The organism is Roseobacter sp. OBYS 0001, from assembly GCF_019654895.1.
Classification (GTDB): Bacteria; Pseudomonadota; Alphaproteobacteria; order Rhodobacterales; family Rhodobacteraceae; genus Roseobacter; species Roseobacter litoralis.
Window position 1 is genome coordinate 29,718 of sequence record NZ_BPES01000002.1, and the last position, 15,094, is coordinate 44,811.

The window sequence follows — 15,094 nt, forward strand, 5'->3', positions numbered from 1 at the left end:
TATACTGCAATGCAGAGATCGCTCAGTATTTAGGCGCTTTGTCTAGGAGAAATCGTAGGTTCTGCCGTCAAAGAAGGCATCAGGAGAAAGAATCATATGACCGCGGCTGGATGCTACTGCCGTTTCAAAGTGCAATGCGCCCTCTTCTTTTTCCGATGCACCGGGCATGTCGGCGCCGATGCCGGCAAGGTTCTGACGATAGAGGTCTGCTCGAAAACATGCCTTGGCTTTTTCTATCCCAACTGCATCCGCCCCAAGTTGGGATGCGATCCATGCGGCCTGACTGCGCCAGGGAAACGTCGCCGCATGTTTATGAAACTGCAAAAAGCGGCCCACTGGTGTGGGAGCCGTGTTTCGTTTGGTTACGATATCACCGGACAATGCGGGATCAATTAAATCCGGCGACATGCTCAGATGTTCGCTGCGAGCTAGAATTTCGACCGCCAAGGGTGTGTTCTTTTTCGCATCAAGCCAGGCAGATGCCTTGTAGACCGCGCGCATCAGTTGCGCAGCGGCATCGCCATTTGCCTCGACCCAATCATGACGCGCGGCGAGAACCTTTTCAGGTGCGAACTGCCAAACATCTTTGCCCGTCATCATCAACTGAGCCACGTCTTGCCCGACCGCGACGCTCCCCCAAGGTTCACCCACCCAGAAAGCATCAACGAACCCGTCCGCGACGGCATCCGCCATTCGTGGCGGCGGCACCGTGATTTCTTCGATCTGCAAGTCAGGTGCGTTGGATGTCCAAAGCGACAACAACAAGCGATGCATGGAATAATGAAAGGGTACTCCGACGCGCAGAGCCGTACCCTTTCGAGTACTTAACGCTGACAAAAGCGCCTTGGCATCGCCAAACGGCACAGCGCCGATGTCTAAAGCCACATCGTTTGAAACGCCAAACACTGTGCCATTCACGGACAAGACCATCAGGGTATCGACACGCGCCGGCAATCCTCCGAGCCCGATGGACATCGCCACAGGCATCGGGGACAGCATTTGCGCGACGTCCAAATGCCCAAGGGCCAACATATCACGCAGCGCAGACCACGAGGGCTGGCGCACGAGGTTAAGCGCCAGCCCTTCCTCGCCCGCAAAACCAAGTTCTTTTGCAATCACCAGCGGGGCGCAATCCACCAACGGTACATAGCCGCAATTCAAGACGGTTTGGCTCACGACAACAGCTCCGCAGCCGTGACAAGGGCATGGGCGACATGGATGACTTTGCGGTTCTGGCTCATTGCGGTTTTGCGCAACAAATTATATGCGTCGTCTTCCGAAAAACCGCGTCGGCGCATCAAAATCCCTTTGGCGCGGTCAATTGTTTTGCGGTCCTCCAGTGCTTGTTTAGCGGCGTCCAGTTCGGATTGCATCTGGCGCATAATCTTGAACCGAGCAATTGCCGTTTCCAGAACCGACTTGATCCTGTCCATCTTGAGGCCATCAACCACATAGGCGCTTACCCCCGCGCTGAGCGCCGCTTGCGTCAGGATGTCATCCGTTTCGTCGACAAACAACGCAACGGCGCGTTTGGATGTCTCTGTCGCATGGGAGATATGTTCAAGCGTGTCACGATCCGGGTTGGCCAGGTCTATGAGCACAATATCGGGTGCAAATTCCTTGACGGTCCGGTCGAGTGCCGACATGTGCCCCAGCGCTTTGACGTCCGACCAGCCTGCATCCTTTAAGGCATCAAAAATCGCCCGCACTCGTTCGGGGTCAGGCTCAACGACCAGAATGCGCAGATCTTGGTTCATGAAACCGTAAAATGTCCTTGCATCGCCGTGGTCAACGCGAATCTCGAGGAACGCCGCTGTCGCAAGAGTTTGCGAGCACTTAAAAGAAGCTTGAAGGCAAGGATGCCCATTTTTTTCGCAGTCTGAAACTTCTGATTCAAGTCAGTTCTCGGACAATCAGTTAGGCAACTCAACGGACAAGCCGGATTTCCACCAAGAAGCAGCCCCCTGAGCGTTGCCGCGTGAAGGTTCTGACAATTCAATTATAGCCTTCGCAGTGCAAGGAGGTCAGACGGAAACAAAGCGGCGCAGCAGATATTTTGTGCAAAAATAACGCAGTCGTTCGCAAGTATTAGATACCCCGCGAACGGCTGTCCTTACCATTTAGTATTTGACGGCCTTCTGGTTTTCTTGGCTGCGAGCATGAACGTCTCGTTTTTCCTCCGCTTGGCGACCAAGAGAATTATGCATTAGCCGCAAATTTCGTCCTGTGAGCGCATGCGGCATGAAAACCGGACGCACAGAATAGGCTCGCTACCGTCTTTGGAGCAAGCACAGCATCTAGGCGTATTTCGCACGCATGAGGCCGGCCCTTAGCGGACTTTGAGCGCGGTCTTCGATTTCTGCAGTCGCAGCGCGCTTGGCTGACATTCACGGCGTACGCCAAACGAAGTAAAGGCTGAACTAACGAAGTGCGGGACGAAGTGAGATTTCACTGCATGCGTGCCAATGGCGGCTTTGGGATAACAAGGTAAAAGCGGTGGATTTCGCCGGTGGCAGAAACGTATGGGTTTTCACGGAATTTTCGACGTAGGTGAAAGCTCACCTTCGTCATGCTACACTTTGAATTGAGAGCTATTTGGAGGACGCGATGGCCATTTATCGAAATACGTTTCCAAAGGTGAATGCTGATTTGTTGTTGGCATATGTCGGCATGGAGACCGATTTGATCTTCAATCGTGGTCTAAACCTGCCTGGTTTTGCCTCTTACCCGCTCTTGGAAACCAAAGAGGGTCGTGAACTTCTCGAAGGGTATCTGAAGGACATGATTGCTTTGGGCAGCGAGATGGGCGCCGGAGTGATACTTGAAAGCCCGACTTGGGTCGCCAATCGAGACCGCGCCGCGGCTCTCGGCTATACGCGCAATTCTCTGAAAGACCTCAATCAGCAAGCAGTCGCCATGATGGCCGAGATGCGCGCCGCCCATGGCGATGTGCCAACGGTAATCAGCGCCAACTTGGGCCCACGCGACGATGCCTATACGCCCGAGGCGCAAATGAGTCCGCAGGACGCAGAACGCTATCATTCCGAACAGATTTCCGCTTTGGCCGACACAGCTGTTGATGTGATCAGTGGGTACACACTCGCGTATCCGGCCGAAGCGATAGGGATTGTGCGCGCAGCGCGGCGTTCTGGCTTACCTGTCGTGATCTCGTTCACCGTCGAGACGGACGGGAAGCTTCCAACCGGCAGTTCATTGGAAGAGGCAATTTTACAGGTAGATGCTGCGACCAACGGCTATGCGGCCTACTTCATGATAAACTGCGCGCACCCTGACCACTTTAGAACAGTGCTTGAAGATCGGCCTTGGATGCAGCGCGTCAGGGGGATCATCGCTAACGCTTCAAGATGCAGCCACGCCGAACTTGATGAAGCCGAAGAACTTGATGCCGGTGATCCAACCGAGTTGGCTCAACAGCTTTCCGAGATCCGTCACACGTTCCCACACATCATGGTCTTGGGCGGATGTTGCGGCACAGACATGCGACATATGGCGAAGATCGCCAATATAAGTGGATCGATATCGGCATTGCCAGTCCGACAATAACCCCTAAAAAACTACCTTGTTAAAGAATGACCGATTTAGTTGAAAAACTCGACATACTAGATGTTGTGTTTGGTTGGAGTGAGCCTTCCCAACCCGCTGTGATTGCGACCGCCTTCGATCAGCTTGAGGAACGTCACCTGAACCGGCTTCGCGAGATATCTCCGACGCTCTGGTTGTCAGAAGACGTTTTCGCCTGTCACGGGACACCGACGAGCGACACGACCTATTGTTTGGAGAGGGTTTCGTCAGAAGGCGAAGTTATCCTCAGATCGCGTAACGAAGCTGCGAGCGAGGCATACGGCGTCAAGGCGAGCCCCCTGCTATGTGGCCATTCTCATCTACCACGTCGAATGGACTTACCTGATGGCCGTATGATTCTGAACCCCGGCAGTGTCAGGTGCTCAGGCTATGTCGACGACACACCAGCGCGTCATGTCGTTCAAACAGGCACCAGCGCAGCCTGCCATGCCGTCGCTGGGAAAACGACTGCCGGATGGGTTACCGCGTTTCGGCATGTGCCTATTGATCCGAGCCGTAGGATAGAATTGGCAAAGGCTTCTGGTCATTCCAATTGGGAAAAACACTGGCTACGGGCTGGGTGAACTGAGCACACCGATTTTCATAAACCGGTCATTCGATCGAAGGAAAACTGTCACGCGTTTCGCATGTTCATGCGCGATGCAGCGAACGTCAGTTTGGATGAGGCCACCGTAACCATTCGGCAACTGCTTTGCGTCGGCGGTACTTTACCGCCTACCTAAAAAACAGATGTGAGTATTCCCTAGTTCCCGCAAGGATCTCTTTTACAACAGAGCTCGGTGTGGGCCAGCTAGGGTGCAAGACGGCTTCAACGGCGTCCGCGTCAAATACGAGCCGCGCGTTATGTTTCGCCGCAAGATGCCGCATCTGGATGTTTTCTTTCAGGCACACCATTTGAATTGTTCGAACGCCCCTGTTCCGGGCGATGATGATTATGTGTTCAAACAAGGCATCGCCGATCCCGATGTTTTGCCATTCAGTCTCAACACAGAACGCAGCTTCGGTCGTTGACGGCCAAGCATGAAAGAGACCATTCAGCTCCACCAGTCCCTTTAGGTGCCCGTCGATAAAAGCGCCACACACGATACTATCGTAGCGAAGGATGTTTTTCGCGTAGTTCAAGACGCCATTGTCACTGGCGGCCCCGCAAAACCTTGACCGCCGCGTTTGGACATCCAGGCGAAGGAAATGATCGCAAATATCTTCCTGATCGCCTGAATGGAGACGGCGGACGACCAGATGTTGTGGGATTCTCCTATCACTCATTTTGCAGGGCTCCTGCCTGACAGAATGGTTTGGGCCAGCACCCTCGGGAGGAGGTGAGGATGCTGGCCTTTGCGTTGGCGCTCCCTGTTGGATTTTCGCCGCGGCTCGTGCTGACTTACTCTGGGAGGAGCGAGAACCAGCACTTTTCGAGGCCCGTTCCGCCTTTGCGGACCGGGCCGTTATTCGTTGTCCATGAGCGTTGCGGCGTATTTCGGGATATCGGATCGTGATATGCCGACCTGCGCAAGCTGGTGGTCACTCATGCTTGAAAGCGTCGACAGCATCCGGGCCATTTGAAGCGCCCTTATGCCAGCATGTACTTTTGCGCCGAGTCTCACCAACAGCGCGAATGGTGCGGCGAAAGCGTGATTGTGCGTCTGCGTACTAACAGCCATAAGCCGCCTCCATCGCCAGTCTTTTGATGTTGCTGCGTGGTATACCAAGGTCTCTCAGGTCTCGGTCGGTAAGTACTGAGAACTCATGATACGTTGCGCGGTAGACCCTACGTTTGGCCTGCGCCCGTCGCATGTGGTCCATTTTTTGATTAAAGAACTTGCGGCCAGCATCGAAAACGGCATCCAGCCCACTATTTGATCGTGTTATTGCCATGATATTACCTCGTCTCTTGCTGCAGTGCAGTATTTATGCTGCAGTGCAGAAGTACGCGCATTTGGTAGCGCTCACAATTAGTCGATTTGGCAAGGGACCCATGCCAGATTGGAACAGGTAGGCGATACAAGATGGATATTTCAGCACAGATGCTGATCTTCGCAACCGTGGTGGAACAGGGAAGCATTTCTGCGGCCGCAAGATCAATGGGGCAGACGCCTTCAGCCGTCAGCAAGCAGATTGGTCTTCTTGAGGATCACGTGCATTACCGCCTGCTGAATCGGACGAGAACCGGTGTTTCGCCAACGCAAGAAGGCCAGGACTTCTACGAAAAATGCAGAGCAATGGCTGAAAAGTTCAAAGAGGCCGAGGCGATGATTCACACTCTTGACGGCGTCGCGCGCGGTACTCTCAAAGTCGCGTCCACCGTTGCCTTCGGAAAATCCCAGCTGATTCCTGCGTTACCTGCCTTCATGGAGGAAAATCCGGAGGTTCAGGTTGCGCTCGATCTGACGGATCGCGAAATTGACCTTCAAAGCGAAGGGTTTGATGTGGCCATATGTTTTGCCGAACAACGCAAGAACCCCGATATTGTCGTCCGGCGCATCATGCAGAGCCGCAGGGTGCTGTGCGCCGCACCAAGCTATCTTGAGCGGTCGGGAACGCCGACAAGTTTTGCCGAGCTGGCCCACCACAATTGCCTGAGGATTGCCGGGAACAGCCGACGGAACGCGTGGAGCGACGGAGATTCGATCAGTTGTGACGGATTTGAAGCCCAAGGCAGCTTTCAGGGAAATAGTACAGATGTCGTCTTTCGAGCGGCGCTTGCTGGGATCGGAATCGCGCGACTGCCCTGTTACATGGCAAATCGAAAGTTTCAATCAGGCGAGCTCGTCCAAGTCATGCCGGAGTATGCACCGCCAAGCACAGATATCGTCGTGATGTTTCCCGAAAAACGTAATCTTGCCCCCAAAACGCGCGCGTTTGTGGATTTTCTAGTACGGCGGTTTCGTGAGGTTCGAGACTATCAGATGACTGGGTAACCGGTGCGGAAACATGATTGATGAGGAAGGAAGAGGTGGCGATTTGACCAAGAACACAACTGACATCGGAAGAAAGCTGTCCGAGCACCTTAACCCGGGGATGGAAGACGCATTGAACGCGCGCTACGGGCATCTGTTGCCTGGCATGGCCGAAGGTGTGGTCGATTTCGCCTATGGTCGCCAATACGCACGGCCTGGCCTTGGTCTTCGTGACAGATACTTGGGAACCATTGCCGCTCTGACGGCCTTGGGGGGCCAAACAATGCCTCAACTCAAGGTGAATATCGCCGGCGGGCGCAAAGCAGGCTTGTCGCAAGAAGAGATTGCAGAAGTAATCTGGCAAATGGCGCTGTATGGTGGGTTCCCGGCGGCGATCAATGCGTTGAACGCGGCGCTGGAGGTTTTTGGCGAAGAAGATAGCTGAGGCGTGGAAGCCCAGTTCCCATACAAAGCGGCGATCAGGACATCTGTTGCGTGAAACCTGAGTTCACAGGTCCACTCCAATCAGGTACCGTCTCAGCAAGAACTGCGAGGCCAGAAAACGGCAAGGTCATACCCCTTGATGCTTGCCCGTCATTTTCGCTGCGAGAAGGACGAACGTCTGGTCCGCGCGTTGCGCTACGGAAAAAAGTCCAATAGGATGCGGAATTATTTGTGTTACAAGCGCACGCAGCGAGATGCCATCACATCCGGTATGGGCTGAGGGTGTGTGAAAACTCTGGATGTTGTATGCTTCTCGTCAAGAATAGGAGGCGTGCATGTCGGGATATATCGAAGGTGCAGATCGAAGTCAGATGACGCTTTTTACCGGACCGGCTGGAAGACTGGATCGACGAGGACAATCCGGTTCGCGTGATTGACCTCTTTGTGGAGGAGATCGACCTTGAGGCGATCGGTTTCCTGCGGACGGCGCCGGCGCGGACAGGGCGGCCCGGCTATCACCCATCTGTCCTGCTTAAGCTGTTTATCTACGGCTATCTGAACCGCGTGCCCTCCAGCCGCGCGCTGGAGCGGGAGGCTGGTCGCAATGTTGAGGTGATGTGGCTGACGCGGCGATTGGTCCCGGACCACAAGACACTCGCTGATTTTCGCCGCGATAACGGTCCCGCCATTCGGCGAACTTGTGCACAGTTCGTCGAACTCTGTCGCCGGATCGGGGTGCTGAAGGGGGATTGTGTTGCCATCGACGGCTCCAAATTCAAGGCGGACAATAATCGAGACAAGAACTTTACCAAGGGCAAGATCGCGAGCCGCACCACCCATCTGATTGCGAGTATCGAGCGCTACCTCGATGAAATGGTCCGGATCGACCGTCAGGAAGAGGGTGAGGTCCGGGCAGAGAAGGTCGCCAATCTGGCACAACGCTGCGAGCGTATCCGGCAGGAGATCGAACGCTTGGTGGACATCGGCCAGGCGCTCAGGGAAAGCCCGGACAGTCAGATATCCCTGACGGATCCGGATGCCCTCTCCATGGCCAACAGCGCCAAGGGCAGCGGTTTTGTTGGCTACAACGCCCAGTCCGCGGTGGATACCGAGACCCATCTGATTGTCACACATGACCTGATCAATGCCGGGCACGACATCAATGCCGGGCACGACCGTGAACAACTGTCGCCGATGGCCAAGGCGGCAAAGGCCGCTCTCAGACGTGACGAAATGAGCGCGGTGGCTCCCTCTCGGGATATTGCTTCGCAATACCCTACCGGGCAGTGGACAAGGGCTACTTCAGCGGCCGCGAAATCCTGGCCTGTCACGAGGATGGCATCACCCCGACCCTCCCCCGGCCCGAGACTTCGGGCAACCGTAAGAAGGGCATGTATGTGAAGGCCGACTTTGCCTATGACGCGGATGCGGATCTTTACCGATGCCCGGCAGGCGAGACGCTGACTTACCGCTATACGACCGAAGAAGGTGGCTTGATCGTGCGACGCTACTGGACCAACGTCTGTCAGACCTGCCCGGTCAAGGCGCGCTGCACCACCGGAAAAGAGCGCCGGATCACACGTTGGGAACACGAACATCTGGTCGACGAGATGCGCGACCGCATGAGCCGCGAACCCACATTGATGAAACTGCGTCGCTCAACAGTCGAGCACCCATTCGGCACGATCAAAGCGTGGATGGGGGCGGCGCACTTCCGGATGCGCACGCTCAAGAATGTCCGCACCGAGATGGCATTCCATGTCCTCGCCTACAACATCAAGCGCATGATCAACCTAATCGGTGTACGTGGGCTTCTGGCCGCCATTCCGGCCTGATGGGCGGCGCTCAGCTCAAATCGTATCGCAGCAAACGTCACAAGTGCGCAGATTCAGCCCTCTCCGGAGCAAAAGGCGCAAAAGTGGCCCAAAATCCGGATACCTCCACAAAATCGGTTGAAACGTCCTCATCGTCGAGAAACCAAGCGAGTTTCCACACACCCTCAGCCCATACCGGAAACTGAGCGCCCTAAAGCGTCATGCGAAAAACCTGAATCACGTAACGCTGCCTGAAATCAAAGATTTCAACGCTTTACGTGATACTTGATGTTTCAGGTATTTCGTCAGACACTCTAATCGAATGCTGCCGTAGCAGCTCGCATTGCTGCCCTTCGCTGCGAGCGCAAAGCACTTTCAAGCATTACAAGGGAATAGTTCAGGTTGCGCGAAACTTGGATATCTGAGGAGGGGCCATAACATTCGTAGATATTGTGATCGCGGGCACCCTCAGAGCGCCCACAACATAGCAATTTCTGCAGTTATCAAGGTATTGGCTTTGTTTGGTAAGTATATTTGTAATTAACAAAGAAAACCTGATTCAGGTCGCCGAACCCGCTCCCGCTCTCTACATGCAAGATGGCTTTTCCGGAAACATTTAGATCAGCCACGATATCCATTCCCGGAACAGGAAATGGTACTGTTGCATCAGGTTCCCGAGGATCGCAGAGTGGTCTATGACCTCTGCGATTATCGGAGTTCACAACGGTGCCTGCTAAAATATAATCGCGCACAATATAGTGCCCGGCAGGCGCATTGAAACCAACGTATGCCGAGAACGTACAACCGCTATCAATCGTTTTTCTACATTCGCCACGGATGGCAACCTCCGTCGCCGTCGGACTGACGGTTGCGGCCAGCAAAGCAATAGGTGCACCAATCGTTTTCTTCGTCAGGTACCAGCTTGATTGTTTGTTGCATCCCAGAACTTTGGAAACATAAAACATATTCTTCCTCCAAATGTGGTGGGCACATGAAAACTGCGCCCATCTCTAATTGTTGCCAACCAGCGAGCCAGTGAGCATGACACAAACAGATCATGCGTCCGGATTTTATGATTTGGTTTCTGAGGAAGCACTTTGCGCGATCATGAAAGCTACTTTGCTCCAACAGAAATTTATCACCCCGCCGTCAATCTTGGCAGATGGCGCCATGCGCTCGATTCTGTCTCTCAGGCTGTCGAGGCAAGAGCTATCGCTCTACTGATCCGTAGACCGGGTGAAGCATCAAAAGACCTGCAGATGCTCAATTCGACGTGCCTGAAATTTGTCCGCAGTCCTTGGGGCGTTTACTATGATTTGAGGCTTAGCCGGCTTCAAAACCCGGACTGGGAATTTCTCAGTAAGCAACCAACGCATCAACCGACGCTCGATACCCTGATTGGGCCACCACCTGCAGTACTAGGCAAGCGAGCAGACTATGCCTTTCTCAGAAAGAGACTCAAAATAGGAACACGGCTAGGCGTTAAGCTGAATTCAGACAAGGTATGGTTCGATGCCATGAGCATTGCATTCACTGAGAGCGCCAGTCATGTTCCTTGGTCGGCGATAGAGGAAACCAAGTTTTTACTGCCGCATCTTTCAAAAGATGTTGAGAAAGGACGCACCTTTGTCCAACTCAAATCACGGTATTCCGCAGTATTGACCGCACTCAACCGAGTGAAGGTTGGGCTAGCAATAGCATTACCATCGGGTGACATCATCGTTGAGAATGATGAGACAAAACGCATTTTGGCTTAGAAAGATGGTTTGACGAAAGGTCGCGACGGGCGTTTGAAATGTCACATTCAAAACGAAAATGCGAAACTTAGCGAGGCGATAATTAAGACAGCAAACACCGCCCGGGGCGAAGAAAATTGCGACGAATGGTTGATCGCAGTTGAGCGTCCATCTGGCGTGTCGTTACTGCTGTTAGATGTGGCCCCCCCTAAAAGACAGCAAAGCAGAACCAGATGGAGGGTGAATTCACACTTCGCGGGACAAAACTTCCGTTCGACAAGTTTGCCTAGAAGGCTGCTCTGATGGCTGCTACGGACGTTCAGTACACGCCCCACACAGAGTGCGCTCAGCGTTGCTCACGCAATTCTAGCGTGCGCCAAGTTTCGCGCGGTTCTACTGTGTTTGACGGAATTCGTGGCAGGGTTCAGTCCAGAAATTCTACTGGCCGCTCCCATTGGATCAAAACAACACAGCCCTCATTCGACCAGACAGAATGTGTGCTTCCGACGGGGTTCACAACGAGCGAGCCCTTCGGATAGGTGCCCCGCTCATCAGATTGCGCGCCTTCAAGCACAAAAATGGTTTCCAGCCCTGCATGGCGGTGCAGCGGAATACGTGCACCCGGCGCATAGCGCAGCAAGGCGACGGCCGGTGCACCTTGCGTTATGTGATAAATGTCAACGCCTTCCCGGAACGGTGCAAAGGGAAGATCCGCTATCTGGTCTGGTAAATCTGAGATGCAAATCGGGTCAGTCATGCCAAGCTGCCTCCAACTGGGCGAATTGGGCCGTCCAACCTACAATGGCGCCTTGCGCGCGGATCATCTCCAGCGTGGCCGTCTTGAATGAGGGGAAGTAGCTTTCGGTCGCATCCTCGATCAGCAGGCAATCATAGCCACGGTCATTGGCTTCGCGCATCGTGCTTTGAACACAGACTTCGGTGGTGACGCCCGCGAAGATCAGGCTGGTGATGCCCCTTTGCCGCAGGTGGTCGCCAAGCGGCGTTGCGAAGAAAGCCCCCTTTCCGGGTTTATCGATGACCAGCTCGCCCGCGATTGGGTAAAGTTCTGGAATAATATCCGCGCCGTCTTCACCCGCCACCAGGATCCGCCCCATTGGGCCCGGGTCACCAATCCGCAGACTGGGCGCGCCACGGTCGCGTTTTGACATCGGCAAATCGGACAAATCCGGCTTGTGACATTCGCGTGTGTGGATCACTTCGATCCCCTTACCGCGACAGAACGCCAGCAGTGCGGACGCGGTCGGTACGATGCCATGAAGCAACGAGACGTCGTTGCCCAGCGTCTCGCCAAACCCTCCGCGCTCTATAAAGTCGCGTTGCATGTCGATCACCACAAGCGCCGTTGTCGCCGGGTCGAAGGTGAACACAAATGGCAAGGCCGCATCGATTTTGACCATCACCCGTGCCCCCCCATATGGTGCCCAATGGTCGCGATATCGGCCTCAGCCGTCGGCATGTCATACGTGATTGCCCCTTCGGACATGACCAGCACGCGGTCCGTCAGTTCCATGATTTCATCAAGGTCCTCTGACAGAATCAAGACAGCCGCGCCTGCATTTCGCGCCTTCATGATGCGCGCGCGTATTTCAGAAACAGCCGAAAAATCGAGACCGAAGCACGGGTTGGAGATAATCAGTAAATCCACTTGCCCGGACAGCTCACGCGCCAAAACTGTGCGCTGGACGTTGCCACCAGACAACGCGCTGATGGGCGCGTTGATGGAAGTCGTCTTGACCTTGAATTGGTTAACCAGATCAAAAGCGCGGGCGCGCATGTTGCGGCCTGACAGCCAGACGCCGCCATCTGTGTCAAAGCTGCGAAACGCGATATTGTCACAGACAGACATGCGCGGGGCGCAGGCGTTATGCAGTGGCTCTTCGGGCAGAAAACGGATGTTATGGCGGTGTGCCTCGCTGCGACTGGCAATGTAGGGCGTGCCCTTGACGCGGATCTCGCCGCTTTGGCAAGGACGCTGGCCTGTGAGTATCTCCATCAGCTCCATTTGACCGTTGCCCGAAATTCCGGCGACACCGACGATCTCAACTGCATGCACGCGCAAACTGTCGATCCGGATATCCTTGCGCCCGGTGCGATCCGTGGCTTTGATCCCGGACAGTTCCAATATCGGCGCACCACGTGTGCCAGCGCGGTGCGCTGGCTGAGCCAATTGCGCCTCCCCCATCATCAATCCGGCCATATCATCATGGCTTAGCTCAGCGACCTTGCCTCCGCCCACCAGCTTGCCACGCCGCAGGACGGAGACCGTATCGGCATAGGCCGTTACCTCGCGGAACTTGTGGGTGATCATGAGAACCGAGATCGCACCGTCCCGGCAAAGCGCACGCATGTGACTGAGCACTTCGTCTGCCTCGTCGGGGGTCAGCACGGAGGTCGGCTCGTCCAGTATCAAAAAACGCCTGCCCAGATAAAGCTGCTTGAGGATTTCAAGCTTCTGCTTCTCGCCGGCCGCAAGAGCGCGCACCGGCTGGTCAAGCGGCACCCGGAACGGCATGCCGTCCATGAAGTCCTGCAACGCGGCGCGTTCGGACCGCCAGTCGATGATGTTTGGAGCGTCCTCGCGGCTGATCACAAGGTTTTCCGCCACCGTCAGGGACGGAACCAGCGTGAAATGCTGATACACCATGCCCAACCCAAGCGCATGGGCCGCTTTGGGATCGCTGATACGTGCCTCGCGCTGGTCGACGAGCATCTGGCCAGAGGTAGCGTGGTAAAACCCCATCATGCATTTCACCAACGTTGACTTGCCCGCGCCGTTCTCGCCCAAAAGCGCATGAAAACTGCCGGGCGCGATCTTGATAGAGCAATCCTCCAGCGCCGTGAAACCGCCAAATTTCATCGTCATATTCAGGGTTTCGACGCCGATGGCTGTCATGGCAACTGGTCCAAAACCGCGCGGCTGTCGCTGACGGCGCCGAACACGCCGCCTTGCATGGTGACCATCTTCAAAGCTGCATCGTGATTGCTCTGATCCGTTGCCCCGCAACAATCGGACAGCACAAGGCATTCAAAGCCCCGATCGTTGCCTTCCCGCATGGTGGTGGAGACGCAGACATCGGTGGTGATCCCGGTCAGGATGATGTTCTCAATGCCGCGCGTGCGCAGGATCATCTCCAGGTCAGTGGCGTAGAAACTGCCCTTGCCGGGCTTGTCGATGATCGGCTCGCCGTCTTGCGGGTACAGTTCCGGGACTATGTCCCAACCCGCTTCGCCACGCACGAGGATCTTGCCGCAAGGCCCCGGATCACCAATGCCCGCCCCGATCTGCCGCGACCGCCAGCGTTTATTCGCAGGCAAATCCGTCAGATCAGCGCGGTGCCCTTCGCGGGTGTGAATGATGTGGTAGCCCCCGGCGCGCATGGCCTTCAACACTGCCTTGATCGGCTCAATGGGCGCTTGGGTCATCGACAGATCATAGCCCATCTTGTCGACATACCCGCCTTCACCGCAGAAATCTGTCTGCATGTCGATGATCATCAGCGCGGTGTTTTCGGGCCTGAGATCACCGTTATAGGGCCATGCATAGGGGTTGGCTTGGATGGTCATTCCGCGGCCTCTGATTTTGGAGAGTTGAACACGCGGGTTGGGGCGTCAAAGCCGAAGCCGCTGCCGTCGGTGACCATCACCTCGTCCTCCCACGGCAGGCGATACTGACCCGCCGCCAAATCGGTCATGTAAGTGTATGGGCAATCCTGCGCGCCGCCCTTGACGGCCACATAGCCACGATGCCCGAATTGGTAAATGTTATTCTCTACCCCCCAGTTTATCCGCGCCTCGCGCACCAGATCAGGGCGGACCTCGGCGGTGATGATCTCATCTGCGCGACCCGAAGTGCCATGCGCAATGATGGACCCGTCGAAGTTGCAGATCATGCCCTCGCCCATGCTGTCAAACGTGCCGTCGCTGCCGCACATGCAGACATTGGCGGTGACCATGAGGTTGCAGAAGGCGTTGGATTGGTTGGTGAATTGCCAACTGTCCCGAATCGGCGCGGTATAACCTGCGGTGCGCAGCATGATCTCGGCGCCCTTATAGGCCGCCTCCCGCGCCATTTCGGGGAACATACCGTCGTGGCAAATGATTAGGGACAGTTTGCACCCGTTTGGCCCCTCTATAACGGGTATGCCACCGTCGCCAGGCTCCCAGGGCTCGACCGGCACCCAAGGGTGCATCTTGCGGTAATAAAGCTGCACCTCGCCCAGATTGTCGATGATCAGGCCCACGTTATAGGGCATGCCACCGGGGTTCGCCTCCATGATCGAAAAGCAGCCCCAAATGTCGTTGTCGGTGCAGGCTTGCTTGAAGGCGGCGACCTCGGGGCCGTCCATCGTGCACATGATCTCAGGGTTGATGTCCATCGACAGCCCATGCAGCGCATATTCGGGGAAGACCACCAGGTCCATCGTACCCATGTTGCGCCGCGCCTTGGCGGTCATCTCGACGATGCGGGCGGTTTGGGTGGCCAGATCGGCGGGGGTTTCGACCACGGGCAGTTTCAATTGCACCAAGCCGATCACAACGCCGTTTGGCGATTTGTTCAAGCCTCCAAGTCCGTTCATAG

15 protein-coding genes and 1 pseudogene are annotated in these 15,094 nt (G+C 55.4%); 5 read left to right on the forward strand and 11 right to left on the reverse strand.

Annotation, left to right across the window (positions count from 1 at the left end; genetic code table 11):
- Positions 1 to 42 precede the first annotated feature (42 nt).
- Complete coding sequence (locus K5Q35_RS05610) at positions 43 to 1,176, reverse strand: CmpA/NrtA family ABC transporter substrate-binding protein (RefSeq protein ID WP_220798798.1); 1,134 nt, start codon at positions 1,174 to 1,176, stop codon at positions 43 to 45.
- Positions 1,173 to 1,757: an ANTAR domain-containing response regulator gene (locus K5Q35_RS05615; protein WP_220798799.1), complete on the reverse strand. Its 585-nt coding sequence runs from the start codon at positions 1,755 to 1,757 to the stop codon at positions 1,173 to 1,175. The genes K5Q35_RS05610 and K5Q35_RS05615 overlap by 4 nt, the downstream gene beginning before the upstream one ends.
- An 850-nt stretch (positions 1,758 to 2,607) precedes the next feature.
- Here K5Q35_RS05615 and K5Q35_RS05620 point away from each other — a divergent pair.
- The gene (locus tag K5Q35_RS05620; RefSeq protein ID WP_220798800.1) at positions 2,608 to 3,564 is read left to right on the forward strand and encodes a homocysteine S-methyltransferase family protein; all 957 of its coding nucleotides are present in this window, start codon (positions 2,608 to 2,610) and stop codon (positions 3,562 to 3,564) included.
- Positions 3,565 to 4,317: 753 nt separating this feature from the next.
- Here the strand turns inward: K5Q35_RS05620 and K5Q35_RS05625 are convergent.
- The 3 genes from K5Q35_RS05625 to K5Q35_RS22850 all read right to left on the reverse strand — a co-directional run bounded on the left by K5Q35_RS05625 (position 4,318) and on the right by K5Q35_RS22850 (position 5,478).
- A complete protein-coding gene (locus K5Q35_RS05625) occupies positions 4,318 to 4,869 on the reverse strand; it encodes a GNAT family N-acetyltransferase (RefSeq protein WP_220798801.1) in 552 nt (183 codons plus the stop codon).
- A gap of 179 nt (positions 4,870 to 5,048) precedes the next feature.
- Complete coding sequence (locus tag K5Q35_RS22625) at positions 5,049 to 5,162, reverse strand: DUF1127 domain-containing protein (protein WP_259650477.1); 114 nt, start codon at positions 5,160 to 5,162, stop codon at positions 5,049 to 5,051.
- 91 nt (positions 5,163 to 5,253) lie between these two features.
- A complete protein-coding gene (locus tag K5Q35_RS22850) occupies positions 5,254 to 5,478 on the reverse strand; it encodes a DUF1127 domain-containing protein (RefSeq protein WP_308443342.1) in 225 nt (74 codons plus the stop codon).
- 131 nt (positions 5,479 to 5,609) lie between these two features.
- On the opposite strand from K5Q35_RS22850, the gene K5Q35_RS05640 reads away from it, so the two are divergent.
- The 3 genes and pseudogenes from K5Q35_RS05640 (at position 5,610) to K5Q35_RS05650 (ending at position 8,779) form a co-directional block, all read left to right on the forward strand.
- Positions 5,610 to 6,521 carry a LysR family transcriptional regulator gene (locus K5Q35_RS05640; protein ID WP_013963777.1) on the forward strand — a complete coding sequence of 304 codons (912 nt, stop codon included), beginning with the start codon at positions 5,610 to 5,612 and terminating at the stop codon, positions 6,519 to 6,521.
- 13 nt (positions 6,522 to 6,534) lie between these two features.
- The gene (locus K5Q35_RS05645; RefSeq protein ID WP_220798803.1) at positions 6,535 to 6,945 is read left to right on the forward strand and encodes a carboxymuconolactone decarboxylase family protein; all 411 of its coding nucleotides are present in this window, start codon (positions 6,535 to 6,537) and stop codon (positions 6,943 to 6,945) included.
- Between the two features lie 334 nt (positions 6,946 to 7,279).
- Positions 7,280 to 8,779: pseudogene (locus K5Q35_RS05650) on the forward strand (IS1182 family transposase).
- 482 nt (positions 8,780 to 9,261) lie between these two features.
- Here K5Q35_RS05650 and K5Q35_RS05655 read toward each other — a convergent pair.
- Entirely contained in the window at positions 9,262 to 9,723 is a 462-nt protein-coding gene (locus tag K5Q35_RS05655; protein WP_220798804.1) for a hypothetical protein, read from the reverse strand.
- Between the two features lie 132 nt (positions 9,724 to 9,855).
- On the opposite strand from K5Q35_RS05655, the gene K5Q35_RS05660 reads away from it, so the two are divergent.
- Positions 9,856 to 10,515, forward strand: a complete 660-nt coding sequence (locus tag K5Q35_RS05660) for a hypothetical protein (protein ID WP_220798805.1) — start codon at positions 9,856 to 9,858, stop codon at positions 10,513 to 10,515.
- Positions 10,516 to 10,918: 403 nt separating this feature from the next.
- Here the strand turns inward: K5Q35_RS05660 and K5Q35_RS05665 are convergent, their stop codons facing one another.
- The 5 genes from K5Q35_RS05665 to K5Q35_RS05685 are packed head-to-tail and all read right to left on the reverse strand — an operon-like array spanning position 10,919 to position 15,092.
- On the reverse strand, positions 10,919 to 11,251 hold the full coding sequence (locus tag K5Q35_RS05665; RefSeq protein ID WP_013963782.1) for a cupin domain-containing protein: 333 nt from the start codon (positions 11,249 to 11,251) through the stop codon (positions 10,919 to 10,921).
- Positions 11,244 to 11,912, reverse strand: a complete 669-nt coding sequence (locus K5Q35_RS05670) for a cysteine hydrolase family protein (protein ID WP_220799131.1) — start codon at positions 11,910 to 11,912, stop codon at positions 11,244 to 11,246. Before K5Q35_RS05670 ends, K5Q35_RS05665 begins: the two co-directional genes overlap by 8 nt.
- The gene (locus tag K5Q35_RS05675) at positions 11,912 to 13,408 is read right to left on the reverse strand and encodes an ABC transporter ATP-binding protein (protein ID WP_220798806.1); all 1,497 of its coding nucleotides are present in this window, start codon (positions 13,406 to 13,408) and stop codon (positions 11,912 to 11,914) included. Before K5Q35_RS05675 ends, K5Q35_RS05670 begins: the two co-directional genes overlap by 1 nt.
- Positions 13,405 to 14,079, reverse strand: a complete 675-nt coding sequence (locus K5Q35_RS05680) for a cysteine hydrolase family protein (protein WP_220798807.1) — start codon at positions 14,077 to 14,079, stop codon at positions 13,405 to 13,407. The genes K5Q35_RS05675 and K5Q35_RS05680 overlap by 4 nt, the downstream gene beginning before the upstream one ends.
- Complete coding sequence (locus K5Q35_RS05685) at positions 14,076 to 15,092, reverse strand: formamidase (protein WP_220798808.1); 1,017 nt, start codon at positions 15,090 to 15,092, stop codon at positions 14,076 to 14,078. Before K5Q35_RS05685 ends, K5Q35_RS05680 begins: the two co-directional genes overlap by 4 nt.
- Between the last annotated feature and the right edge of the window lie 2 nt (positions 15,093 to 15,094).